The 24,904-nt window shown below is 58.5% G+C and carries 17 protein-coding genes; 8 read left to right on the forward strand and 9 right to left on the reverse strand.

The window, feature by feature from the left end; all coding sequences use genetic code 11:
- Nucleotide 1: 1 nt before the first annotated feature.
- Nucleotides 2-1,006, reverse strand: a complete 1,005-nt coding sequence (locus IC609_RS04100; RefSeq protein WP_333473633.1) for a GNAT family N-acetyltransferase — start codon at nucleotides 1,004-1,006, stop codon at nucleotides 2-4.
- Entirely contained in the window at nucleotides 961-3,117 is a 2,157-nt protein-coding gene (locus IC609_RS04105; protein WP_191818165.1) for a PIG-L family deacetylase, read from the reverse strand. The genes IC609_RS04100 and IC609_RS04105 overlap by 46 nt, the downstream gene beginning before the upstream one ends.
- Before the next feature lie 134 nt (nucleotides 3,118-3,251).
- Between IC609_RS04105 and IC609_RS04110 the strand changes: the two genes are divergently transcribed.
- The 7 genes from IC609_RS04110 (at nucleotide 3,252) to IC609_RS04140 (ending at nucleotide 9,654) form a co-directional block, all read left to right on the forward strand.
- The gene (locus IC609_RS04110; protein WP_191818166.1) at nucleotides 3,252-4,034 is read left to right on the forward strand and encodes an ABC transporter permease; all 783 of its coding nucleotides are present in this window, start codon (nucleotides 3,252-3,254) and stop codon (nucleotides 4,032-4,034) included.
- Entirely contained in the window at nucleotides 4,024-5,319 is a 1,296-nt protein-coding gene (locus IC609_RS04115) for an ABC transporter ATP-binding protein (RefSeq protein ID WP_191818167.1), read from the forward strand. The genes IC609_RS04110 and IC609_RS04115 overlap by 11 nt, the downstream gene beginning before the upstream one ends.
- Nucleotides 5,316-6,056 (forward strand): class I SAM-dependent methyltransferase, encoded by a 741-nt coding sequence (locus IC609_RS04120; protein WP_191818168.1) that lies wholly within the window; start codon nucleotides 5,316-5,318, stop codon nucleotides 6,054-6,056. The genes IC609_RS04115 and IC609_RS04120 overlap by 4 nt, the downstream gene beginning before the upstream one ends.
- A 75-nt stretch (nucleotides 6,057-6,131) precedes the next feature.
- Nucleotides 6,132-6,539: an SxtJ family membrane protein gene (locus tag IC609_RS04125; protein WP_191818169.1), complete on the forward strand. Its 408-nt coding sequence runs from the start codon at nucleotides 6,132-6,134 to the stop codon at nucleotides 6,537-6,539.
- 9 nt (nucleotides 6,540-6,548) lie between these two features.
- The gene (locus IC609_RS04130; protein WP_191818170.1) at nucleotides 6,549-6,698 is read left to right on the forward strand and encodes a DUF5989 family protein; all 150 of its coding nucleotides are present in this window, start codon (nucleotides 6,549-6,551) and stop codon (nucleotides 6,696-6,698) included.
- 12 nt (nucleotides 6,699-6,710) lie between these two features.
- A complete protein-coding gene (locus IC609_RS04135) occupies nucleotides 6,711-8,549 on the forward strand; it encodes a carbamoyltransferase family protein (RefSeq protein WP_191818171.1) in 1,839 nt (612 codons plus the stop codon).
- Nucleotides 8,536-9,654, forward strand: a complete 1,119-nt coding sequence (locus tag IC609_RS04140) for an SGNH/GDSL hydrolase family protein (RefSeq protein WP_191818172.1) — start codon at nucleotides 8,536-8,538, stop codon at nucleotides 9,652-9,654. Before IC609_RS04135 ends, IC609_RS04140 begins: the two co-directional genes overlap by 14 nt.
- Nucleotides 9,655-9,668: 14 nt before the next feature.
- On the opposite strand, the gene IC609_RS04145 is transcribed toward IC609_RS04140, so the two are convergent.
- From IC609_RS04145 to IC609_RS04165, 5 genes are all read right to left on the reverse strand, one after another.
- Nucleotides 9,669-10,835, reverse strand: coding sequence for a glycosyltransferase family protein (locus IC609_RS04145; protein ID WP_191818173.1), 1,167 nt, complete (start codon nucleotides 10,833-10,835; stop codon nucleotides 9,669-9,671).
- Complete coding sequence (gene wecB / locus IC609_RS04150; RefSeq protein WP_191818174.1) at nucleotides 10,835-11,941, reverse strand: non-hydrolyzing UDP-N-acetylglucosamine 2-epimerase; 1,107 nt, start codon at nucleotides 11,939-11,941, stop codon at nucleotides 10,835-10,837. The genes IC609_RS04145 and wecB overlap by 1 nt, the downstream gene beginning before the upstream one ends.
- A gap of 2 nt (nucleotides 11,942-11,943) precedes the next feature.
- Nucleotides 11,944-14,052 carry a glycosyltransferase gene (locus tag IC609_RS04155; RefSeq protein WP_191818175.1) on the reverse strand — a complete coding sequence of 703 codons (2,109 nt, stop codon included), beginning with the start codon at nucleotides 14,050-14,052 and terminating at the stop codon, nucleotides 11,944-11,946.
- A 127-nt stretch (nucleotides 14,053-14,179) separates the two neighbouring features.
- Nucleotides 14,180-15,760, reverse strand: coding sequence for an undecaprenyl-phosphate galactose phosphotransferase WbaP (gene wbaP / locus IC609_RS04160; protein ID WP_408610994.1), 1,581 nt, complete (start codon nucleotides 15,758-15,760; stop codon nucleotides 14,180-14,182).
- Complete coding sequence (locus tag IC609_RS04165; RefSeq protein WP_191818177.1) at nucleotides 15,652-16,614, reverse strand: glycosyltransferase family 2 protein; 963 nt, start codon at nucleotides 16,612-16,614, stop codon at nucleotides 15,652-15,654. Before IC609_RS04165 ends, wbaP begins: the two co-directional genes overlap by 109 nt.
- Nucleotides 16,615-16,785: 171 nt before the next feature.
- Between IC609_RS04165 and IC609_RS04170 the strand changes: the two genes are divergently transcribed.
- Nucleotides 16,786-17,955: a methyltransferase gene (locus tag IC609_RS04170; protein WP_191818178.1), complete on the forward strand. Its 1,170-nt coding sequence runs from the start codon at nucleotides 16,786-16,788 to the stop codon at nucleotides 17,953-17,955.
- Here the strand turns inward: IC609_RS04170 and IC609_RS04175 are convergent.
- Both IC609_RS04175 and uvrA read right to left on the reverse strand, forming a co-directional pair.
- Nucleotides 17,945-18,898, reverse strand: a complete 954-nt coding sequence (locus IC609_RS04175; RefSeq protein WP_191818179.1) for a class I SAM-dependent methyltransferase — start codon at nucleotides 18,896-18,898, stop codon at nucleotides 17,945-17,947. The two genes, IC609_RS04170 and IC609_RS04175, sit on opposite strands and share 11 nt — an antisense overlap.
- A gap of 10 nt (nucleotides 18,899-18,908) precedes the next feature.
- The gene (uvrA, locus tag IC609_RS04180; RefSeq protein WP_191818180.1) at nucleotides 18,909-24,746 is read right to left on the reverse strand and encodes an excinuclease ABC subunit UvrA; all 5,838 of its coding nucleotides are present in this window, start codon (nucleotides 24,744-24,746) and stop codon (nucleotides 18,909-18,911) included.
- Nucleotides 24,747-24,904: the final 158 nt, after the last annotated feature.

Consider the following 24,904-nt stretch of genomic DNA (forward strand, 5'->3'; position numbering starts at 1 on the left):
TTCAGAAGACGTCTGTGTCGCCGGGCACAAATACAGGGGGCTGCAGCAGGGTGTGCCATTGGCCTACCCGAAACTCCACACCAATGATGGGCTCCAGTTGCTGGGATTCGGGTGTTTGAATGTTCCAGGCGCTCAGAGTGACGGGGTCTTGTGGTTGACGCGCTTGCAGTACTCGACCCACGGCCGACAATGCCCTGCGGGTACTGGCCTGTGCCATTGAACCAGGCTGCGCGGGCAAGAGGTCAATGACGGTGTGCTGCCCGGAGGGCATGCAACGGGTCACGACCCAGCCCTGGGTTTGCCCCCAAGAACGAATAACCCAAAGCTGGTACGTGTGCTGCGGATGCTGTGCATAGCGCCAGCGCATGTAGTCGCTGTTCCGCACCAGCGTAGGCCGTTCAATGCGTGGTGCGGATGATTGCCAAACGCGTTCGAACAACTTGCTTTCGAAGGCCTCTGGCCAGTCGATGGCTTGCGCAGTGCAAAACCAGTCTCGCCAGCCTGCTGGTTGCCCGGCAGCCATGAGTCCGGCCCGGCATTCGTGCTGGCTTTTGTAGAGCCCCATGCGTGAGCCCAGTCGATAAGGGCGTATGCCAACGAAACCATAGGCAAAGACGCCAGGAAATTGTGCTTGCAGGGTCTGCTCCATGCTGCGCATGAGCTGGGCATAAACCCCCTGGCTGTCAAAACTGCCGCGTGCAGAGGGTGCGACCATGACATCCGACAGTTGGGCCATCGGCAATCTGCGGCCTTGTGTTTGACCGGCAAAAACACTGGCCCCGACATGGCCAACAAGTTGTCCCTCGGTGTTGCGGATGATCAGGTTCAAGCCAGCAAGTCTGGGGCCTTGTTGGTATTTCCAAATCCAATGCGCCGGTACTGTGCTGTGCCCGAAGACCTCTGCAAAGAGGTCGCAGGCTTGAGGGATATCGGCGGGACTCAGAGGTTCGCAGTGCAGCTTCATGCCTGTTGACGCCCCAGGATGCGCCGCATGGCCTGGCCCCATCGCCACCAGCGCGAGGCATGGATGGCTGTCAGTGCTTCTTGCAGTTGCTGGCGTTGTAACAGTTCGCGCTGGAATTGGTACTCTTTGTAGCTCAGGTCTTGTTGGTATTGGGCTGTGTTTCGCGCCAGCTGTGCGTCTTTGGCCGTCAGTGCCTGCTGGGCTTCAAGAGCATAGCGCTGAAGCTGCGTTTCTTTGTCTGCTAGGGCTTGCTGGCTTTGAACTGCGAATCGCTGAAGCTCAGCCTCTTTCTCAGTCAACGCGTTCTGGCTTTGGATGGCAAATTGCTGCAGCTCGGCCTCTTTGCTGGCCAGGTTCTGCAAGTGCTGGTGCGCTTGCGCTTGTAGTTGCTGCTCTTTGTCGGACAGTGCTGCCGTGGCCTGAGCCGCATAGGCGTGCAATTTGGCCTCTTGAGTGGAGAGCTCGGCCCGCATTTGCAGGGAAAAACGCTCCAGTTCTTGCTGCAGCTGGTCTCGGGCTTGCTGGTGTTGTCTGGCCAATTGCTGTTGCAGCTGCAACTCGACCTGGTTTTGCACGAGTTGCTGCTGCGCAACTTTTTCCTGTTGACTCAATTGATCGAATTGGGCTGCGAGCTTGTCGAGTTCAATCGCGTGCCAGGCCAGCACTTGTGCAGCGTCTTGTGTTGATATTTGCCCCAGATAGCGCTCTAGCAGTTGCTGGTGCCAAGCTTTCCAGTGGTTGGCATGCGCCGGGTCGCTGAGGCCTGACAGCCCCAAGCCTTGGCGGTATACCGCGGTGACGCCCGGGCAATGCACCAATTCACGGTCACGGCTGATTTGACGCCAGAAGTCCCAGTCCTCCAAGACGGGCAGAGTCGTATCAAAGCGCAGGTGGTTGTCACGCACCACCCGAAGGCTGAACAGCACCGCGTGTATGGGCAAAAAGTTGATGCCCTCCAATCGATGGCGCGACCAAGGGATGTCGTATTCACGCAGCACTTGTCCGTCACCATTGACCACTTGTACGCCGCTGTAGGCGCCCGCTGCGTCGGGCCGGTCGTGCATGGCCTGAACAAGCCGCTGCAGGTGCTCGGGGGCGATGAGGTCGTCGTCGTCCAGGAACAACGCATGGTTGCCCCGGGCTTGGTCAAGTGCGAGGTTGGCGGCCTCGGAGCGGCCCAGCGCGATCCGGTTTTCGGGGTCGATCAGCCGCACGTGCAAATGCCCAGGCACGTAACTGAGCGGGGTGTGGGGCCGGCCCGTGGCATTGACCACAATGACTTCGATATGGGAATAAGTTTGCTGAGCCACACTGGCCAGGGTTTCCGGCAGGCTGGCGCGGTCCATGCTGCGGATGAGCACGCTCACAAGCGGCAGATCTTGTGGGCCGTTGGCCAGCTGCAGACGTGACCGCACCCAAGGCCATTGGGGCAACGCAGCCAAGGGGCCTGAGCGCTTGACACTGCCCAGGTCAACTTCGAAGAAGGCTTCTGCCGCCTCGCAACTTCCCCCCAGGCCAAACGCACGCAGACTGGCAAAGGCCCGGGCGTGTGGTTCGTACCGCTCCAGCCCCAGCTGGGATTCAAATTGGGCAACGGCCTGCCACTTGGTGTCGGCCACTGCCGTGATGTCAAGGTAGGTATTGGGGTGCAGAGGCGCCCCCACTTCATAGAAGAGCACGCGCAATGGCCCCGTCCAGGCCAGGGCTGCCGCCAGTCCAGCCAATGCCACCGCCTGGTGGTCGGGGTGCGGCTCAGACAAGGAGGGCAAGAGCAACAAGCCAAGGTCGTCTTGCCTGAAATGGCTTTGCATGGCCCCACCCAGGGCTGCCAACAACTCGGGCGAGTAGCCCAGCGTGCGGTCATCAAAAGCCAAAAATTCAGGTGGCTGGCAACCCAGGATGCGGGCAGCACGGCGGGATTCGTCTTGACGCTGGGCGGCATGGTCTGCGCTGGAGGCACCCAGTGCTTTGTCGCCTTGCGTGACCACAATGCTTTTGACCTGTGCGCCCTGCCGAGCCAGCAGAGTCAGTGTGCCCGCGCAGCCGAAGACCTCGTCGTCCGGATGGGGGGCAATGCAAAGAACGTGCGAGACCCCCTGAAGCGACAACATGGTTTTGGGGTAGTAGTGCAGCTCGGTTTCTCGATCTCGCATGAAAGGCTTCCACTGAAAACGGGCCATGGCAGCGGTTGCGCCTGTGCCCATTGCTTGGGGATTTTATGTGCTTTGTCGAATGACGCTGTATGGTGGCCTACTTATAATCTGCACATGTTTTTGCCCTGCCCCCCATGAACCGCTGGCTGTTTTTGTTCGTTCAGTGGTTCAAGCGCGATTTGGCGGGGCGTTACCGCGGATCATGGCTGGGCTGGCTGTGGCCAGTGCTGCAGCCTGCAGCGCAAATTGCGGTGTTCACCTTGATTCTTCATGGGTTCATGCAGGTCCGATGGCCTGCTGCGAGCGAAGGCCCTGGCGATGCTTGGCACTATGCATTGAATGTGCTCGCGGGCTTGACCGTCTTCAACTTTTTTGCCGAAGTGCTGGGGCGCGCGCCAACCGCGATTTTGTCGCAACCCAATCTGGTGACCAAGGTAAAGTTCCCTCTGCTGCTGTTACCCACGGTGACGGTTGGCGTGGCACTGGTGCATGTGGGCATCGGGGCTGCGGTTTTGATGCTGGCTTCGGTGGCCACTGGCTCATGGTCTTGGCATGTGGCATGGCTGCCGCTGTGGCTTGTACCGGTGGTCTTGTACGGCACGTCGCTGGCTTTCATTTTGGCAAGCTTGGGTGTGTATATACGCGACATCGGTCAGGCCACACCCGCCATCACCAGCTTGCTGATGTTTTTGACACCGATTTTCTATCCCATGGCGGCTATTCCCGCCAATTTGCGAGACCTGTTTGAACTCAATCCGGTAGGCTGGGCCGCCGAATCGCTTCGCGGTTTCTTGCTGGAGGCGCACGCGCTGGATCTGACGACCTGGAGCTGGCATCTGGTGGTGTCGAGCGTGGCTTTTTTGATCGCGATGGGGGTTTTCCGTCAACTGCAGGAGGGATTTGCAGATGTCCTCTGAGTTGAGCACGACCCATTCTCGCGACCCGGTGATTCGGGTGACCAATGCGGGCAAAACTTACCGCATGTACCGCCAGCCTGCCGACCGACTGTGGCAGTACCTGTGGCCAGGCCGCAAGCCTTGGTTTCAGGACTTTGTAGCGCTGGAGGGCGTTAACCTGGAGTTACGGCGCGGTGAGGTTTTGGGTATTGTGGGTGTCAATGGCGCGGGCAAATCGACGCTGCTGCAATTGGTGACGGGAACCATCCGCCCCTCGCATGGCGAAATTGAAACTCATGGCAGGGTGGCTGCCATTCTGGAACTGGGGTCGGGCTTCAACCCCGAGTTTTCTGGCCGTGAAAACATTTATCTGAATGCGGCCACGTTGGGCTTGAGCCGAGCCGAAATTGAAAGCCGGATCGATTCAATCATTGAATTTGCAGGCATCGGCCTGCACATCGACCAGCCTGTGAAGACTTATTCAAGCGGCATGGTGGTGCGTTTGGCGTTTTCAATCGCCACCAGCGTCGACGCAGACATCCTGATCATCGACGAAGCTTTGTCGGTGGGCGACGGCGCGTTCAGACGCCGCTCGTTTGATCGCATCATGCAGATCAAGCAAAGTGGCACGACGATTTTGTTTTGTTCACATGTGGTGTTCCATGTTGAGGCTTTTTGCGACCGGGCTTTGTGGCTGCACCGCGGAAAAGTCCAAAAACTGGGTGGAGTTTCCGAGGTGTTGCGCCCCTATGAAGAGTTCATCGATGCGTACGAAAACGATGTAAACGCACTGCCCTTTGGCCAAAACAGTGCCGCCGGCTTGGCCGACGACTCGTCCCCAGCAATGGCTGCCCCCCCACTGGGTGATGCACGCATTCTGTCCGTGCGGGTCTGGCTAGACGGTCAGTTGGGCGATGAGCTGCATGGTCACTCACAGGCTTCGTGCCTCGAGGTGGAAGTCGCATTTGCAAGCGACCCCAAGATCCCGGCCCCCACCGCAGCACTGGTTTTTTCCAGCGAAAACGGGAAGATTTTAGGCTCCAGCATTTCGCACACACAAGGGCTGGTTTTTGAGCGCGCAGCATCTGGCGAAGGCATTGCACGCATCACGGTGAACCGGATCCCGTTGAACAAAGGACGTTACAGAGTGGGGGTTTATCTGTTTTGCGAAAACGGACTGCACGGTTACGCCATGGCCGATCCTGTGGCGCACATCCAGCTGTCTCACCCTGGGGTTGAGCAGGGCGTCTTATTGCTGCCAGGCACATGGGCCAATGGCACGGACACGGCAAAGACTGCAGCATGAGTGCAACGGCTTTCAGACCCCCGTCCATTTGGCATAAAGCCCTGTTTGCATTTTGTTTATGGCTTTGCAAGCGACTGGGCGCTAGGCAGGCAGGTCTGCTTTTCGAGAGATTGCAAATTTCCTTGGCTGGGCATGACCCTCGGGTGGGCGCATATGCGCTGGAGTTCAACAACCCACAGGCACTGTGCTTCCTGATCGACGCCTATCCGACTCTGCAGCACATTTTCTCGACCTATCCACGCATGGGCACGCTGACGCTGCTCGACATCGGTCCGGCTTTTGGCGCAGCAGGCGGCTTGCTTTCACAGATGCACCGATCGCACTTTCTGGGACCCAAGGTGGAGGTCAATGCACTGGACATTGTGGGCTCCCGCCGCGAATTCATTGAGCTAACTTACCCGCTGGTGGACTTCTTGCATGCCCGCATCGAAGATTTGCCCGAAGATGCGATGTGGGATGTGGTCTATTGCTCGAACACGATTGAGCACATCGATGATCCACGCGAGTTCATCAGGACTGTGTTGAAGCATACGAGAGGGTTTGCCGTTTTTCTCGCACCCTACCGGGAAGCTTTGCCCTTGTCACTGGACCATAGGCTTCAGATTGATGAACGAACTTTTGAAGGGTTCAATGTTGAGCGCATGCGTGTGATCCGCTCAGCGGCATGGCCGGCCACGGCCGATGGCGTGGAACGGGAACAAATCCTGGCGGTGTTGAAGGCCGATGTTCTGCAATGATTTTCGGTTTGACCACTGAAAAACGGCCAATGTTCTGAGGCATGAATTGCGAACGTATCACCTAAAATGGGCTCAATGACCCACAATCACCCCTTATCAGACCGGCCCAGCAATCAGAAGTTTGGATGGGTATTTGCAGCTCTGTGCACAGGTATTGGCATTTTTATGCAATGGAAGTCCGGTCACACTTTCAGTTTGGGTTGGTTTGCTTTGGCAATCCTTTTTGGAGTTTCGGCAGCCTTTGCCCCCAGGGTGCTTCAGCCTCTCAATGAACTCTGGTTCCAAGTCGGGGTTTTTCTGGGACGCTTTGTCAGCCCCGTGGTCTTGGGCCTGATCTTTTTTTTGCTCATCACGCCCATAGCGGTGTGTATGCGGCTTGCGGGTCGTGATGCTTTGCGAATGAAAAAACGCAAGGTCTCCACGTACTGGCTTGATCGAGAACCCTCCGGTCCAGCGCCAGACTCTTACAAACAACAATTTTGAGTACGCCCCATGGGATTCATCAAAGAACTTTGGGCATTCTTGCGAACCAGGAAAAAACTTTGGTTGCTGCCCATCATTGTGGTGATGGTGCTCTTGGGCGGATTGTTGATCCTTGCACAAGGATCGGTATTGGCTCCCTTCATTTACACCCTGTTTTGAAGTGGGTTGTTGATGCACATTCTGGGCATATCTGCTTATTACCATGACGCAGCAGCGTGCCTTGTGCGTGATGGCGAAATTGTCGCCGCCGCACAGGAGGAGCGTTTCACGCGGAAGAAGCACGATGCTCAGTTTCCGCTCAATGCCATCGATTACTGCCTGGCCGAAGCTCAAATTCATCCCACGCAAATCGATCACATTGTTTTTTATGACAAGCCGTTTTTGAAGTTTGAGCGCCTGCTCGAAACATACCTCGCTTTTGCGCCCAAAGGCTTTGCAAGTTTTTCGAGGTCCTTACCTGTCTGGCTGAAAGACAAGCTTTTTCAGAAAACCATGATCGCCAAGGCCTTGACCATGCACTTTGGCAAGGATGTTGATTGGGCCTCCCGGCTTCTATTTTCCGAGCATCATCTGAGCCATGCAGCCAGTGCATTTTTCCCGTCGCCATTTGAGACAGCCGCCGTCCTGACCATGGACGGCGTGGGCGAATGGACCACAACATCGCTGGCCATTGGTGAGAAAAATTTACTTACTGTTCAGAAGGAAATCCATTTCCCTCACTCGCTGGGCCTGCTTTACTCCGCTTTCACTTACTACACTGGCTTCAAAGTCAATTCTGGCGAGTACAAGGTCATGGGTCTGGCGCCCTATGGCAACCCTATTTACGCTGATTTGATCAAGGATCATCTGATTGACATCCAGGAGGATGGCTCATTTGCATTGGACATGAGCTACTTCAACTACTGTACCGGGATGACGATGACCAGTGATAAGTTTCACTCACTGTTTGGCGGCGCGCCTCGGCAACCCGAATCGCCTTTGTCGCAGCGGATCATGGACCTGGCCGCCTCCATACAAGCGGTCACAGAAGAAGTTGTAATCAGGCTGGCGAGGGGAGTTGCCAAGTCAACGGGGAAAAGGAATTTATGCTTGGCAGGCGGTGTGGCTTTGAACTGTGTTGCCAACGGGAAGTTGGTGCGCGAGAACATTTTTGAAAGCATCTGGATTCAGCCTGCTTCGGGTGATGCGGGGGGAGCGTTGGGAGCGGCCTTGGGGGCGTACCACATCATGCTCAATCAGCCTCGCCAAAGACTGGCCGCAGTCGATGGCATGAAGGGGGCTTATCTGGGCCCGCAATACGAAGACAGTGACACAGCTGAAAGGCTTACCCGTTGTGGCGCGGTATTCACCGCCCATGACGAACAAACCGTCATTGAATTGACTGCTCAGGCCCTTGCCGAAGGCAAGGCTGTGGGCTGGCACCAGGGGCGCATGGAGTTTGGCCCCAGGTCCCTGGGCTGCCGAAGCATTCTGGCCGATCCTCGATCACCCGAAATGCAAAAAAACCTGAATCTGAAAGTGAAATTCCGCGAGTCATTTCGCCCTTTTGCCCCCAGTGTGCTGAGCGAGCACGCTCACGAATGGTTCGACATGTCCCACGACAGCCCTTACATGCTGCATGTGGCTCAGGTCACAGAAGACCAGCGAAAGATCATGACGAATGAGGAAAATGCCCTTTTCGGTATTGAGAAACTCAACGTGCAGCGTTCAGGCATTCCTGCAGTTACCCATGTAGATTACTCGGCACGCGTGCAGACGGTTCACCACGATACCAATCCTCGTTATCACCGTCTGATCGCGCGTTTTGGAGAGTTGACGGGTTGTCCTGTCCTGGTCAACACCTCGTTCAATGTTCGTGGCGAGCCCATCGTTGCGTCTCCGGAAGACGCCTTCAGATGCTTCATGAGTACAGGACTGGATGTTTTGGTGGTGGGCTCCGCAGTGCTGTACAAGGCCGACCAGCATCCCGAATTGCTGTCAGATTACCAATCAGAATATGAACTCGACTAAAAAGGCCTTGTTCATTGTGATTGGCATGAGCATGTCTTTGCTTGCCGGACTGGTTTTGCTGGAGATCATCTTTGGCCAATGGTTCCGTCCAGACCCATGGGTGGCCACTCGTCAGCTGAACATCATTCGCCAGCAATCAATCACTTACAACGTCCAAAATATTCAGGGTCACAGCAGCCCGACAGTGTTTTACTCCAGGGATGCATTTGGTTTGCGTGGCACTTGTGCTAGACCGCAAGACATTGACATCTTGACCATTGGAGGATCAACCACAGACCAGCGGCTGATCAGCGATGGGCAAACCTGGCAGGACATTCTTCAGGCCGAAATCAAGCAGCAGTTGAAGAAATCTGTTTGCGTCTCCAATGCAGGGGTGGATGGCCACAGCACCTTCGGACATCTTCAGGCATTTCGTCAATGGTTTCCTCTGATCGAGGGGTTGAATCCCAAGCTCTATGTGTTGTACATCGGGATCAACGATGCAGGCATTCGTTTGACCCCCAGAGATGCTTTTGACACGTTCAACCCCGATGACAGATCGATACCGTCAAAGTCTTTGTGGGACAAGTCGGCCATTCACCAAGTTTTTCTGCTGTTACGCAGCATGAAGACATCTCATTCGGGCAGCAGTATCGCCGCCTATGCAGGACACGCCAAGCGTCCTCCCCTTTTGTCTGAATATACGGCTACTCGGTATTCAAGCGACATTGATGCATTGATCGAGAAAAATACAGCTCTTTTTTCTCGCAGACTGAATGCACTCATAGATGAAGTTGTCTTGCGAAAAGGCACCGTGGTCTGCGTCTCACAACCGCATTTATTCACGAAGATGGTGCAAGGTCAGTTGCGCGGTGTCGAGAATGCGTTTGACTTTGAAGGGAGAATCTACAACGGCCTGGATTATGAAAAGTCCATCCACCACTTGAATCAAGCCATGCGCGAGGTGTGCTCCAGGCGGCAAGGTTTTTTTGTGGACATGGCGTCAAATGATTTCTTGACTGCCGATTTTTATGATTTTGTTCACAACACACCTGAAGGTGCAGTGCGATTGGGCAAATACTTTTTCAGAGAATTCAATCGCATTCACCTCTTCGATGCGCTTTGACCCCGCCCCCAGAATCAGGACTCCGGGGTGCTTGGAAAGCACAGGGTGTCTGCCACGGAATTGAATCGACATGTCCAGCTGTTTCGCTCGCAGAATGACAGCCTGGCCTGCTCACTCGCTTGACTGGCCAGAAGTGCAGGAAGATCCAGCTTTCCAAGAATCAGTTGATCCCAAAAAACCACGCCGTCTGATGCATTGCGGCGACTCATCTCCCCAAAACGCGTACTGAGTACAGGCAGCCCCAGTGCTCGGTATTCATAGTACTTGACGGGGTCAACGTAGGCCGTGACGTCGTTGCTGGCAAAGGGGATCAAGCCAACATCAAACCTTTCCATGGCTTGGTAAACCTGATGTTGGGGCACTGCCGGCAAGCAGTGGACATTGGATGGCAGCGGTCCAGGAGCCGGCACATGGATGGGACCAACAAGCTCAACGCAGGCGTCTGGAAAAGCTTTGGCCAATGCAGTGATGAGACCCCAATCAAACCAGCGATCAATGACACCGAGATAGCCGAACACCAGCCCGGTCCGATCAGGCTGCTTTCGGGCAAGAGGAGGTTGTGTGAGCGCGTTGAGAACCAGGCTCACTTTATCGGCATGGTCACTGTGGTGCTCTACCAATGCATGCGCGGAAGCCCAAATGGCATCGGCTTGCTGCGCCAACCCGCGTTCGGCCTGCACCATCCAGCGCCGCGAGACTCCCGTCAAAAAGCCTGGCATGTGGTCCATGGCGTCAAAGATGCAGCGTTGTTGCGGATAACGCTGGATCAGTGCCAAAGACAAGGCGCAAGGTTTGCCAAGAACAAGCACTGTTTCCGGGTTCACAAAGTCATCGGTTTGCTTGAGCAAATCTTGCCAGAGGACACGGTTGACCCATCGCCCCCAGGCGAAGGGCTCAAACGGCAAAACTTTGGCGATTACATGCTGCAGCCAGGGCGCGTCACGCCAATCTGGCCCCAGCGTGGGGCTGCTTGACTGGAAGTACTTGGCCAGTCGCGGCCAGTCCGAGCGGCGAGGCAATCGCGAGGGGCCAGGATCTATCCAGAGAACATCACCGCCATAGCGCTGGTGAAACCAGTGGACAAAATGGTGCGGACGCTGCGCGAAACTGCCCAGTGGCACAGGTGACAGATAGATCAAGCGCAGAGGGTCGCGACGAAACATGGCGCGCAACCCGCTCATCAAGTGATCAAAGTCTGGCGCAGCACTTCGAGGATGCGCTGGCTGGCTTGGCCGTCTCCGTAAGGAGATCCTGCATGCGCCATGCGATCGTAGACTGTTCTGTCGAGCAACAGGGTCTGGGCGGCGTCGACAATGCGGCTTGTATCGGTGCCCACCAGGAGGTTGCATCCCAAAGCGACCGCCTCTGGTCGTTCGGTTTCTTCGCGCAGAACAAGCACAGGTTTACCGAGGGCTGGAGCTTCTTCTTGCACGCCCCCCGAGTCGCTGAGGATAAGGCGCGCCCGACTCATGAGTTGGCAAAACACCGGGTAGTCGCAGGGCTCGACCAACAACACATTGCTCTGGCCCTGCAAAGCCCGGTGGACAATTTGACGCACCCCCGGGTTGGGATGCACAGGGTAAATGAAGTCCATCCCGGGATGAAGCTGTGCCAACTGCAGAATGGCAGCACAGATGTGCTGCATGGGTTCGCCCAAATTTTCACGGCGATGAGCGGTGATCAGCACAAATGGGCGACCCGGTCTGGAGGGCAAGGCCACATCGGACTGCGAGAGCATCATGTGCAAAGCATCGATCACGGTGTTGCCGGTGACCCAAATGCTTGCGGGGTCAAAACCCTCACGAAGCAAATTGTCTTGCGCCATGCCCGTGGGCGCAAAATGCCACCGGGTCATGCGGCTGGTCAGCACGCGGTTGAGCTCTTCTGGAAATGGCAAATCGATGTTTCCAGTGCGCAAACCCGCTTCCACATGCGCAAATGGAATGCGTCTGAAAAAACTCGCCATGCTGCCAGCCAAAACACTGGCCGTGTCCCCTTGACCAATTACAGCTGCTGGCTGGCTTTGAACCAGCAAGTCATCCATGCTTTGGAGTATGCGCGCTGTGACGTGTGAGAGCGTCTGGTTCTCACGCATGACGTTGAGGTTGTGGTCGACTTGCAAACCAAACCGTTCAATCAAGGGAAGCAACAGCTCTTTATGTTGCCCGGTGAGGACCAGCTCACACTCAGCCCAGTCGCTGCGGCGAATGGCATCAACCACCGGGGCCAGTTTGATGGCCTCCGGGCGCGTGCCAATGACAACCATCAGTTTTTGTTTGCTTGACATGCTCAGTGCAGGCTTTCAGCTCGATAGACGTGAGGCTTCCATGTCCCCCATTTTTGTTCAAACAAGGCTTTGTTGCGCTCAAAAACTGCCTGCCTCCGGGTCACGCTGAGCTTGTCAAACGATGCCGAAAGCTCGTGATAGACGAAGACATCTTCAGCGCAACCAATGGTCAAGCCCAATGCCTTGACCCGCAGGCAGTAGTCATCGTCTTCAAAGAAGCCCGGAACAAACTGCTCATCCAGGCCACCAACCCTTGAATAAACGTGGCGCGGCATCATCACACAGAAGAAAGCGGCGATGGTCAAAGGCAGTAACTTGCCTGCACGTCCCAAGTTGTAGTGTCGAGCTGACTCAAAAACTTCAGCGGGGTTACTGCCAAGCAATGCCACCTGAGCCTCGTTACCAATGTTGTTAGTGACTGGACACAGCAGTCCCAGCTCGGGGCGAACCTCAAGGTGACGACGCAGGCCACGAAGCCAGCCAGGGCCGACAATGATGTCATTGTTGAGGATGACCAGGTATTCCCCTTGGGACAAGGCAAGGCCTTGGTTGACCGCCGGGCCGAAGCCTCGATTGTCGCTGTTGAGGACGATTTTTCGATGCGCGGGGTCCTGATCGGCCCAGATTTGCAAGCGCTGCGGGGTTTCATCTGCAGAAGCGTTATCGATCACGATGACTTCCAGCGATTCAGTATCAGAGTGGTCGGCTATGCTTTGCAGGCAGCGTTCGGTCAGGTGCCATTGGTTGTAGCTGATGACCACCACGCTGGTCAGCGGCTCCAGGCAAGCGTCTTCAGTGGCGGCCAGCAAGGCTTGCGCCCTTTGGTTCCAGGTTTGTCCACGCGCAAAGTCAATCCGACGGGCGTGCAACGCTTTGGCGTCTTCTCTAGATTCTGACAGTGCTTGATCCACCGCACGCACAAATCCGTCCACATCACTGGCGCGGTACACCAGATCACCGAATTGCGCTAGCTCGGGCAGGTCAGAGCCGACGACCGGTTTTCCCGCACTCAGATATTCGTAGACCTTCACCGGGTTGGTGGCCAAGGTGAGTTGGTTGATTTTGAACGGAATCAAGCAGACATCAAATCGCGCCAACCAACCGGGCAGTTCTGTGTATTTTTTTTCACCATGAAAACGAACATTGGCACAATGCTGCAACTGCGCTTGAATTTTCGCACTGTCATCACCGATGAGTTCGATTTTTGCTTGAGGAAATTTGCGGGAAATGGCTTCAATCAGCGCGGGATCAAACCACTCGGCTATGGCTCCGTAATAACCGATCACGGGTGCTTGGGCTTTGCGGATCTGGTCGGTTGCAGCTTGATGAAAATGGTCAAACTCACCCGCGTTGCGGATCAAGGCCACTTTTTTGGCGCCGGCCTTGCGAGCGAAGTCCACCAAAAAGTCAGAGGTCACAATGGTCAGGTCAGCCAGCTTGAGCAACTGCAACTCGACCGACTCATGGCTTGCGCCTGTGTTGGAAAAACCGGCATGGAAGTCCATGCAATCGTAGACCAATCGTGCAGGTGCCACAAAACTGGCCAAACCAAACCAGTAGGGATGCTGAACCACATGGACAGCACGTCGAATGGCACATTGCTGCCAGAGGGCGCGCTGACCTTCGCGTAGACGCTGCAAAGTATCCGCATCGGGCGCTCCTGCATACACGCTGTGGGGGCCTGGCAGATTGAAAAACACCTGATAAAGCGGCAAATTGTCGTGCAACTGCTCGATCTGGAATCCGGCCTCTTGTGAGTCAATGAAATTGACACTCACATAGAAAACTCGGTGCCCCTCCTGGGCAATGGATTGAGCCAACTGTTGCGGCCGCTGATGACGGAAATGCCAATCGATGACCCCAAAAAAAACGTAGTCCCGCTTACCAGCACTGGCAGGCTGGTGCCAACGTTCAGCATGCACCGTCAAGGTGTCAAGACTGGATTCTTGGGTGCTCGAGACCTGCGGAATTGACAGAACATCGAGTCCCCTGCCCGCTCCCGGTCCTTTGAGAAGTCGCAACACCTGTTTTTTATGCTGCCCCAGGCGATAGCGCATTCCCGGCGACAAAGGCAACCAATAGTAAATACGCTTGATCAAAGAGTGCAGCATGAAATGACGCGCTTGGGGATTGGCCTGGCCACCCAATTATTTGTGCGTTGAAATTTGAACAATTAGCCTTGAATTGTAATGGGAGACCCGGAGCGAGGAATCTCAATATGAATACAAAAACACTCCATCAATAAGCCCCTTGGCGAACCAGTACGACACGACAGGTTTTAGCCAAAATGACGAGGTCATACCAAATCGACCAGTTTTTCACGTACCACGTATCAAGGTACACGCGCTTGTCGTAGTCGATATCGCTGCGGCCACTGACCTGCCACAAGCCCGTCATTCCAGGTCGGACCATGAGGTAGTACCCCGCGTCATGACCGTAACGCTTGAGCTCGGTTCGAACAATGGGGCGCGGCCCCACCAGACTCATTTCTCCTCGGATCACATTGATCAGTTGAGGCAATTCATCAAGACTGCTGCGCCGCAAAAAATGGCCAATCGCACTGACGCGAGGGTCATTTTTGAGTTTGCGCTCACTTTTCCATTGGGCACTGAGTTCGGGATGCGCCTGCAGCAGCCGTTCTAGTTGTTGCTCAGCATCCACCACCATGGATCGGAACTTGTAGCAATTGAAGATGCGCCCATTTTTACCAACACGCGGATGTGCAAAAAGTGCTGCGCCACCATCCTTGCGGATCAGGAAAGCAACGGCAAGCATGATGGGGCTCAACAAAACGAGCAACGCAATGGCGGCCAACGTATCAAAAATGCGTTTGGTCAAACGCGCAGGCCAGCGCCGCAGGTTGTTGCGCATGCGCAGCAAAGCCACTTCGTGCGAAAAAAAGTGCGACATGTCGGTTCCATGCAAAGGCACACCACGCATGGCTGGAATGACACTGATGTCTGTAGCACCCCATTGCGCCAGAGAACGCAACCAGTACTCTCGCAAATCGGATTGCGCGTGCTCCAACGCAATCACCCATTGAATACCGGGCTGGGCCGCCACTTGCTCCATCTGAATGCGTGGGTACCGCGGGACGGTGTCAATGGCGGGCTCGGTTTCACAACCTCCGGCATCAACAAAACCGAACACTTTCAAACCCAGCTCAGGCTGGCTGTGCAATGCCAATGCCGCATCGGAGGCATTAGTGCCAACGCCAACGATGATGGTGGGACGCACCCACAGACCAAGCTGCTTGAGAACCATGCGGGTGACACCGCGCATCAGTACGATCATGACCAGAGCGACCGACCATGAAATGACCCACCATAAACGGGAGGCTTCCCAGCGCGTCATCGCGATCAATGACAAGTCAATCAAGGCCAGACTGCCCATCAGTTTGAGAAAGTCGCCCAATTCATCCCAAAACGGCCGCCGGTCACTGTAATGCTGGTAGCTCATGAGAAGGAGCATCAAACCCAACAGGGCGATGCCCCCCCAAGCCGCAAAACGTTCGCTGTTTTGCCCCTGAAGCCAGCTTTGCAAAACTGCCCCATGGACGAGCAAGGTGAGCCAGGTCGCCAGTGCAAACGCCAATGCAAACGCCAACGCGTCTCCCAGCAGCAGCGCCAGCTTGGACAGGCGCACCTGTGTCAAGGTCAAAGGCGAGACCTGAAGGGGCTGCAGGCACTCAAGGAGGCGCTCGGGTGCGTTCAAGCCCAGTACCCCTTGTGCATGGACAGCCCGCTGCACAGGCGCTGCGGCAGAGACGCGTGACGCCGCCCCAGGCGGTAGCCCAGCGCCTTGAGCAAGGTGCGGCACGCAGCCTCAGGCAACCGCCAGGGTGCATGCCTCAAGAGATAAGCCATTTCTGAGCGCAAGAATCGGAGTCCTTCGCGGCCCGCGCCGCCAAAGTCCTGCGTGAGCCAGTGGTGCTGCGCATGAAAAACGCCCGTGTCGAAGTAGCGCCTGAATTCAGCCAGCAGTGAGTAGTTATGGGAATGATAAACCGTGGCCTTTGCCTGGTAAGCAATGGCGTGCCCCGCCTTGAGCAAGCGGGCGGCCAGGTGCATGTCTTCACCCAGGATCACATGGGTCGGGAACCCGCCCACTTCACGCAAAGCGCTGACCCGGTAGGCGGCAAACGAGTTGGACAAAAAGCAGGTTTTGATGCCAAAGGCAGGCACATCGTCCCAACAGCGGGTATGGCTGACAGCGGGGTAATTGAAGCGCCGGGCATGCACGGCCACGGGTGTGGCGTTGATGTGCGGCAGTTGGCGGCCGTAGGCGGCGGCCACCGCAGGATCGTCCAGCGCCGCCACCAGTCGCTGCAGGGCCGACGAATCAGCCAGCACCGCGTCTTGGGTGAGGAAGACCACCACGTCGGCGTCGGCCGCGAATTGCCCAATGGCCCGCTGGCGGGTGGTGCCGTGGTTGAAGTCGGCGCGCGCAATGCGGTGCACGGTGAGGCCCGCCGCTTCGGCGGCCTCGGCGGTGCCATCGGTGGAGGCGGAGTCGATCACCACACAGCGCATTGGCCACAGCGTTTGCGTCTGCAGAGCTTGCAAGAAGGTGGCAAAGCCAGGGCCTGCATTGCAAGTGGGCACCAACACCACCACCTGCCCCGCGGATGCCGAGGGCCATGGGGTCGCTGTGGTGGTGAACTGGTTCTGCAATCGGGGCCCCGCTTAGGAAGGATGGGTGGTATTTTGCCTGCAGAGGCTGCCCAATGGCTGTAAATCAGCGTTTTTTGAGGATATATAACGATTGCAGTCGAATCCGGGCTGGCGCGTGCAAGGGGCTGTTTATGATCGGACGATCTTCACTTTGACACGCGGGAACGCCCTATGACCACCAAGACCCCGCTGAATTGGGAAGAACACGGCAAACAACGCACTGCCGTTTGGCGCGCCGAGGGCACGCCCCCCCGCCGTGTGGTGCTGGCCGATGACACGTTGGCGGCCGATGCGGCCTACCGGCTGGCCTGCGAAGGCACCGCCCTTCTGTGGCGCGGTGACTTCCAGAATGCACGGCAACTGCTGCAGGCCCTGATGCGGCGCCTGGACAAGCCGGCCAAGCGCAAGACCCGCGGCAAAAACCAACCCGCGCCCGAAGTCGCGCCCGCCACCGCGTTCCATGCCCACCGCCAAGCGCAGGCACAACGCGCCCGGGTACTGAACATGCTGCTGATCGAGATGCAGGACGACTACAGCATCGGCCTGCGCCGTGCGCCCGATGTGAAGCAGGCCTGCAACGAGGCCTGGGGCAAGAGCGATGGCCGAGCGGGCGTGGTGCCTCTGCGCAGCCTGCAAGGCCTGATTGGTGCCCACGAGTGGCGCAAGAACGGCGTGGAAGTGGCCGCACTGGGCACGGAACACAACCGCATCCACCCGCATTACGGGGTGTTTTCTCCGGTGCGGGGCGAGTATGTAGACCTGGTGGCGCAAACGCCGCTGCCGCAGGCCTTGCAGACCACGCCGCTGGCCTTTGACATCGGCGTGGGCACAGGCGTGCTGTCGGCCGTGCTGGCGCGGCGCGGCGTGGTGCAAGTGGTGGCCACCGATGTGTCGGACCGCGCCCTGTCGTGTGCCAAAGACAACCTCCAACGGCTGGCGCTGACCAGTCAGGTCGAACTGCTCAAGACCGAGGCGTTTCCGCCCGGGCAAGCGGCCCTGGTGGTGTGCAACCCGCCTTGGCTGCCCGCGCGCCCCACCTCGGTGCTGGAGCAGGCGGTCTATGACGAAGGCAGTCAGATGCTCAAGGGCTTTCTGGCGGGCCTGGCCAGCCACCTCTGCCCCGGTGGCGAGGGTTGGCTGATCCTGTCAGACCTGGCCGAACACCTGGGCCTGCGCACACGGGACGAACTGCTGGGCTGGATCGAGGCCGCTGGACTGAAGGTGCTGGGGCGCGTGGACACCCTGCCCCGCCACGCCAAGGCCCATGACGCCAGCGACACATTGCACGCAGCGCGGTCAGCCGAAGTCACATCGCTCTGGCGACTGAGCATCAACGCATAAATCGCCGCCACCACGGCTTGGCACGCGCAACGATGAAACGGAAATCACTGCTCAAAAGCCCCTGAGCCATGAGGTTGCGCTCCTTGGCGACGGCTCGCTCCAGCACATCGTTGTGAACAGGATCCATCGCGTCAAAGCGATTGACGCGATGCCCGTATAGCAACAGGTTGAGCAATGCCCCCCCCAGCGCACGATCTTCAAGGACATCAAAATACTTGTAGATCATGGCTTGAAGTTCGTTAGAACGCGCAGCTTCCGAGGGATCCATCAACACCATATCCTCGACTCGAGGACGCGTGATCAGCGGTGTCAATGTCCCGTCGGCCTCCCGTTGCAAAGCAGGTGGCACATGCTCACGCCAAAATTCGTTGCAAGCCTGCAATTGAAGATCGGTCCACTGAAAACGGGAAGGCCCAAAAAAGTCAATCGTCACCAAGAGCCCACCAGGCTTCAGGGATCGAACCATGCCGTCAAACGCACCCTCCAAGTTCTGAATATGGTGAAGTGCGGCCTTGGCGAAAATCACATCAAACAAACATTTACCAAACTCGCCCTGGTTGACGTCTTTTTCCAGAAAATCAAGCCTCATCGCGTTTTGCGCGCTCATCCTTGCTCGACCTTGGGCGATACGTTCGGGAGACAACTCGAGACCCGTGATTTGAAAGAAAACGCCCCGCTCAAGCAATTGCTGCTCAAAAGCACCATCGCCACAACAAAGACTCAATGCATGGCCTGTTGCACATGACGGGTAGTTTTTTTGCAGAAAGGTAAAAAAATTCTCAGACTCTCCACCCAGCGCATGACGCATAACCGCTCGAAAAACGGTTGGATGATCCCCCCAGTCGGTGTAGACATTCTGGTTCGCTGGTTGACTGCGCTGCCAATCATCCCAATGGATGCGAGCTCTTTCCAGCGCATCACTGTCATGGCCAGGTTGCTTCATTACTCCCCCCTCAAACCCGCGCCAATACAGGCGCCAAGGCCACGCCGGTGTGGGTGCCCAAGCGCACCACATCTTCGGGGGCAGCGGCGGCCACGATGCGGCCACCGGCGTTGCCGCCATCCGGCCCCAGGTCGATGATCCAGTCGGCTTCGGCGATCACATCGAGGTCGTGTTCAATGACCACCACGCTGTGCCCGGCACCCACCAGGCGGTGCAGCACGCGGATCAGTTTGTCCACATCGGCCATGTGCAGGCCCACCGTGGGTTCGTCGAGCACGTACAGGGTGTGTGGCGCTTTCTGACCACGGCGGCCCACTTCGTCGCGCACTTTGGTCAGTTCGGTCACGAGCTTGATGCGCTGGGCCTCACCACCGCTGAGCGTGGGTGAAGGTTGGCCCAGCGTGAGGTAGCCCAGGCCCACGTCCTTGAGCAGCTGCAGCGGGTGTGCGATGCTGGGCATGCTGGCGAAAAATTCCACCGCCTCGTCCACCTCCATCTGCAGCACGTCGCCAATGCTCTTACCGCGCCAGCTCACGGCCAGCGTTTCAGGGTTGAAGCGGGCACCGTGGCAGGTTTCGCAAGGGACTTTCACATCAGGCAAAAAACTCATCTCGATGGTGCGCATACCCTGGCCTTCGCAGCTGGGGCAGCGGCCTTCACCGGTGTTGAAGCTGAAGCGCCCTGCGGCGTAGCCACGCGCTTTGGCTTCCAGGGTTTCTGCAAACAGTTTGCGAATGGTGTCCCAAAAACCGATGTAGGTGGCTGGACACGAACGTGGGGTTTTGCCGATGGGGGTCTGATCGACTTCAAGCACGCGGTCGATGGTTTCAAAGCCTTGCACGTCGGCGCAGCCCGTCAAAGGCACACGCTGGCCTTTGTCCTGCGCGGTGCGCCCGGCCAGCGTGCTGCGCTGCTGCACCAGCGCCTGCACATTGGTCAGCAGCACATCGCGGGCCAGTGTGGACTTGCCCGAACCGCTGACGCCGGTGATGGCGACCAGGCGTTTGAGGGGCACTTGCACACTGACGTTCTGCAGGTTGTGCAAGCGGGCACCGCTGAGGGTGAGCCACTGCATGGGGGCGTCGGCGGCATCAGGGCCAGACGAACAATTGGGATCTGACCCCAATTGTTCGAGCACGTTTCGACGGGCTTGCAGCGGGTGTTTCATCGCGTGCAGGAGGTAGCGTCCTGTTTGTGAGTCTTCGGCTTTTGAAATGTCTGCGGCGGTGCCTTCGGCCACCAGACGGCCTCCGCGTTTACCGGCGCTGGGACCGATGTCGATGATGTGGTCGGCGCGGCGGATGGTGTCTTCGTCGTGCTCCACCACCACCAGGGTGTTGCCCTTGTCGCCCAGCTTGTGCAAGGCGTTGAGCAGGATCTGGTTGTCGCGCGCGTGCAAGCCGATGGTAGGCTCATCGAGCACGTAGCACACGCCCTGCAGATTGCTGCCCAGCTGCGCGGCCAGGCGGATGCGCTGCGCCTCGCCGCCCGAGAGCGTGGGCGCACCCCGGTCGAGCGTGAGGTAGCCCAGGCCCACTTCTTCGAGGAACTCCAGACGGCTTTTGATCTCGGGGATCAGATCACGCGCAATGTCGGCTTCGCGGCCTTGCAGTTGCAGGGTTTCAACCCAACGGCGCACGTCACTGACCGAAAGGCTGGCGATGTCGGTGATGCGCCAGGCCTGACCGCACGCGCCATGCAGCTGCACGGCGCGTGCGGTGGCGTTCAGGCGCGTGCCTTCGCAGGTCGGGCAGACGGCATCCACCAGGTCTTCGATTTCTGGCTCGGCAAAGGTCTGCTCTCGGCCTTTGTCCTTGTCGTCCCGCACCGAGTCGTCAAAGACTTTACGCTGCTCCTTGCTCAACTTGGTGCCGGTGCCCACACAGTCGGGGCACCAGCCATGCTTGCTGTTGTACGAGAACAAGCGCGGGTCCAGCTCGGCATACGAGGTGGCGCAGGCCGGGCAGGCGCGCAACGTAGAGAACACGCGGTGCTGACCGATGCGGGCGGTGGACTCGCCAGCGGCCATGGCCTCTTTCAGGCCATCGAGGTCGCTGAGCACATGCATCACGCCTTTGCCGTGTTCGAGGGCGGTGCTCAGCGCTTTGCGCAGCGCGGTCTCTTGCGAGGGCCGCACATCGAGGCTGGCCACGGGCAACTCGATGTTGTGTTCCTTGAAGCGGTCGATGCGCGGAAAGCCTGTGGTGGGCAAGAATTCACCATCGACGCGCAGGTGGGTGTAGCCGCGTGGGCGCGCCCAGTCGGCCAGCTCGGTGTAAACGCCCTTGCGGTTGACCACCAGCGGCGCCAGCAGGCCGATGTGCTGACCCTTGAACTGGGTCATGAGTTGTGCGGCGATGCTGTCGGGCGTTTGCGGTTGCACGGGCGTGTTGTCGTGCACGCAGTGCTGGATGCCGAGCTTGACGTACAAGAGGCGCAGGAAGTGCCAGACCTCGGTGGTGGTGCCGACGGTGGACTTGCGGCCACCGCGCGACAAGCGCTGCTCGATCGCCACGGTGGGCGGGATGCCATACACCGCATCGACCTCGGGGCGGCCTGCGGGCTGCACGATGGAGCGGGCGTAGGCGTTGAGGCTTTCGAGGTAGCGGCGCTGGCCTTCGTTGAAGAGGATGTCAAACGCGAGTGTGGACTTGCCCGAGCCGCTGACGCCGGTGATGACGTTGAACTTACCGCGTGGAATGTCCACGCTCAGGTTCTTGAGATTGTGCTCTTTGGCGTTGACGATTTGAATGCTGTTCGAGCTCCGCGATTCCGGGGTCGCACCGGGCTGATCAGAAGTCGCTGCGCGCCACACATCGTCGCCCGATGCGCCCCCGGACTCGCTCGTGAGGTAGCTCACACTTTTCTCAGCAACGGCCACCACACCGTCCATCGCCTCGGCGTAGTCACGCAGCGCCGCACCCGTGTGCGATGTGGGATGCAGACGCACGTCTTCGGGTGTGCCTTCGGCCACCACCAGGCCACCGCCCTCCCCACCTTCGGGGCCGAGGTCGATCAACCAGTCGCTAGCGCGGATGACGTCGAGGTTGTGTTCGATGACGATGAGCGAATGCCCCGCTTCGAGCAGCTTGCGCAGGGCGCGCATGAGTTTGGCGATGTCGTCAAAGTGCAAGCCGGTGGTCGGCTCGTCAAACAGGAACAGCGTGCCTTTGCGCGCCAGGGCCTGGCGGCTCTTGGCTGCGCTCTTGGCGGCTTCGGCCAGGAAGCCCGCGAGCTTGAGGCGCTGCGCTTCACCGCCCGAGAGCGTGGGCACGGGCTGACCCAGGCGCACGTATTCGAGGCCCACATCGACGATGGGCTGCAGGGCACGGATGACTTCGCGGTCTTGTGCGAACAGTGCCGCCGCTTCGCTGACGGTGAGGTCCAGGATGTCGGCCACATTCAACAAGCGCGGTTCACCGCCGATGGCCTGGCGCTCGATTTGGATGTCGAGGATTTCAGGGCGGTAGCGCTTGCCATCGCAATCGGGGCAGCGCAGGTACACATCACTCAGAAACTGCATCTCGACGTGCTCGAAGCCCGAGCCGCCGCAGGTGGGGCAGCGGCCGTCGCCACTGTTGAAGCTGAACTTGCTGGCGGTGTAGCCGCGCTGGCGCGACTCGGGTGCGGTGGCAAAGATCTCGCGGATCGCGTCCCACGCACCGACATAACTGACGGGGTTGGAGCGAGCCGTCTTGCCGATGGGCGACTGGTCCACAAACACCACATCGCTCAGGTGGTCGGCACCCAGCAGGCGGTCGTGTGCGCCTGGGGTTTCGGTGGCTTTGCCAAAGTGGCGCATCAGCGCCGGGGCCAGCACGTCCTGGATCAAACTCGACTTGCCCGATCCGCTGACACCGGTCACGGTGACGAGGCGCTGCAGTGGGAAGTCGACCGAAACGTTTTGCAGGTTGTGCTCGCGAGCGCCTTCGAGGATCAAACGCGGCGTGCTGTCGGTGACCATGCGCTTGAAGCCCAGGCCCACTTGTTTGCGACTGCCCAGGTACGCACCGGTCAAGGTATCGGCGCGGCGCAGTTCTTCGGTCGTGCCGTCAAAGACGATCTGCCCACCGCGTTCGCCCGGGCCAGGGCCCATGTCGATCATGCGGTCGGCCGCAAACATCACGGCCGGGTCGTGCTCGACCACGACCAGCGTGTTGCCCGCATCGCGCAGGCGGTGCATGGCCTGGGTGATGCGGTTCATGTCGCGCGGGTGCAGACCAATGCTGGGCTCGTCCAGCACAAACAGGGTGTTGACCAGGCTCGTGCCCAGCGCGGTGGTGAGGTTGATACGCTGGACTTCACCGCCGCTCAGGGTGCGGCTTTGGCGGTCAAGGGTGAGGTAGCCTATGCCGACATCGCACAGGTATTTGAGGCGGGTGGTGATTTCTTCGAGCAGCAGCTTGAGGGCCTGGGCTTCGGCGTCCTGCGAGGCATCGACCACCGCACTGGCGGTCATGCGGTCAAAAAAGCGGCGCAGCCGCTCGATCGACATGATCATCATGTCGTGCAGGCTCAGGCCCGGCAGGGCTTCGAGCTGGGCGCGGGTCCATTGGACCCCCGCAGGCAAAAAGCGCTTGTCGCTGGGCAGCACGGCATCGGCATCGTCTTTGGAGCCAATGCGCCAGAGCAGGCTTTCGGTCTTCAGGCGTGCGCCGCTGCAGGTCGGGCATTCGGTGTAGCTGCGGTACTTGGACAAAAGCACACGGATGTGCATCTTGTAGGCCTTGCTCTCGAGGTACTCAAAGAAGCGCTTGATGCCGTACCACTGCTGGTTCCATTTGCCCTTCCACTCGGGCGAGCCGTTGATGACCCAATCCTTTTGGCCCTGGGTGAGTTTGTCCCAGGGCGTGTCGCGCGGGATGCCTGCGGTCTCGGCATGGCGCATCAGGTCGTCCTGGCACTCTTTCCAGGCAGGGGTCTGGATGGTCTTGATGGCCCCAGCACGCAAGGTGAGTTTCTCGTTGGGGATCACCAGACCGTAGTCCACCCCGATGACACGACCAAAGCCACGGCAAGCCTCGCAGGCCCCCACGGCCGAGTTGAACGAGAACATCGACGGGATCGGGTCGGTGTAGCGCAGATCGCTGTCAGGGCAGTGCAGTCCGGTCGAGAAGCGCCAGAGGTCAGCGCCTGCATCGCCCTCCACATACACGTTCAGCCGCCCGCTGCCGCGCTTGAGCGCCACCTCGATGGCTTCGACCACGCGGGCCTTTTCGGCATTGGACAGGCGAAAGCGGTCGGCCACCACATCCAGAACCTTGCGCGGGCCGGTGGGCGTGGCCACTTCGCGCTCGGCCTGCACCTTGGTAAAGCCGCTGGCCGAGAGCCATTGCTCGACCTGCTCGGCGCTGGTGTTGGCAGGCAATTCAACAGGGAAGGTGAGGTACAGGCGCGGGTCTTGTGCTTGCGCGGCCCGTACGGCCAACTCGGCGTAAATCGTCTCGGGCGTGTCGTGGCGCACGGGCTGCGCTGTGTTTTTGTCGAACAGTTGGCCCAGGCGGGCAAAGAGGAGCTTCAGGTGGTCGTTCAGCTCGGTCATGGTGCCCACGGTGGAGCGCGAGCTGCGCACCGGGTTGGTCTGGTCAATCGCAATGGCCGGGGGCACGCCTTCGACCTTGTCCACGGCCGGTTTGTCCATGCGGTCCAGGAACTGGCGGGCGTAGGCGCTGAAGGTCTCCACATAGCGGCGCTGGCCTTCGGCGTACAGGGTATCGAACACCAAGCTTGATTTGCCCGAGCCGCTCGGGCCCGTCACCACCGTCAACTCGCCCGTGCGGATGTCGAGGTCGATGTTCTTGAGGTTGTGCTGGCGGGCGCCACGGATGCGGATGAGACCTTGGGACATGGTTGGCTTTTTCAGGTGAAGGCCAAACATTCTAGGGCGGTCGGAAAACCCTTGTTCCCACCAGTGAGGTACTCAGCGCTTTGTAGGAGCCGCGCCCTCGCGGCGAATGTTCAGGGTCAGCGGATGCCTGATCGCGGCGAGGGCGCCGCTCCCACACA

It is taken from the genome of Limnohabitans radicicola, from assembly GCF_014837235.1.
Classification (GTDB): domain Bacteria; phylum Pseudomonadota; class Gammaproteobacteria; order Burkholderiales; family Burkholderiaceae_C; genus Limnohabitans_A; species Limnohabitans_A radicicola.

Bases quoted from the DNA above. Each gene is read 5' to 3' on its own strand.
- IC609_RS04125 (WP_191818169.1), top strand. From the start codon at position 6,132: ATGACCCACAATCACCCCTTATCAGACCGGCCCAGCAATCAGAAGTTT.
- IC609_RS04135 (WP_191818171.1), top strand. From the start codon at position 6,711: ATGCACATTCTGGGCATATCTGCTTATTACCATGACGCAGCAGCGTGC.
- IC609_RS04105 (WP_191818165.1), bottom strand. From the start codon at position 3,117: ATGCGAGATCGAGAAACCGAGCTGCACTACTACCCCAAAACCATGTTG.
- IC609_RS04130 (WP_191818170.1), top strand. From the start codon at position 6,549: ATGGGATTCATCAAAGAACTTTGGGCATTCTTGCGAACCAGGAAAAAA.
- IC609_RS04170 (WP_191818178.1), top strand. From the start codon at position 16,786: ATGACCACCAAGACCCCGCTGAATTGGGAAGAACACGGCAAACAACGC.
- IC609_RS04100 (WP_333473633.1), bottom strand. From the start codon at position 1,006: ATGGGGCCAGGCCATGCGGCGCATCCTGGGGCGTCAACAGGCATGAAG.
- uvrA (WP_191818180.1), bottom strand. From the start codon at position 24,746: ATGTCCCAAGGTCTCATCCGCATCCGTGGCGCCCGCCAGCACAACCTC.
- IC609_RS04110 (WP_191818166.1), top strand. From the start codon at position 3,252: ATGAACCGCTGGCTGTTTTTGTTCGTTCAGTGGTTCAAGCGCGATTTG.
- IC609_RS04140 (WP_191818172.1), top strand. From the start codon at position 8,536: ATGAACTCGACTAAAAAGGCCTTGTTCATTGTGATTGGCATGAGCATG.
- IC609_RS04145 (WP_191818173.1), bottom strand. From the start codon at position 10,835: ATGAGCGGGTTGCGCGCCATGTTTCGTCGCGACCCTCTGCGCTTGATC.
- IC609_RS04175 (WP_191818179.1), bottom strand. From the start codon at position 18,898: ATGAAGCAACCTGGCCATGACAGTGATGCGCTGGAAAGAGCTCGCATC.
- wecB (WP_191818174.1), bottom strand. From the start codon at position 11,941: ATGTCAAGCAAACAAAAACTGATGGTTGTCATTGGCACGCGCCCGGAG.
- IC609_RS04120 (WP_191818168.1), top strand. From the start codon at position 5,316: ATGAGTGCAACGGCTTTCAGACCCCCGTCCATTTGGCATAAAGCCCTG.
- IC609_RS04115 (WP_191818167.1), top strand. From the start codon at position 4,024: ATGTCCTCTGAGTTGAGCACGACCCATTCTCGCGACCCGGTGATTCGG.
- IC609_RS04155 (WP_191818175.1), bottom strand. From the start codon at position 14,052: ATGCTGCACTCTTTGATCAAGCGTATTTACTATTGGTTGCCTTTGTCG.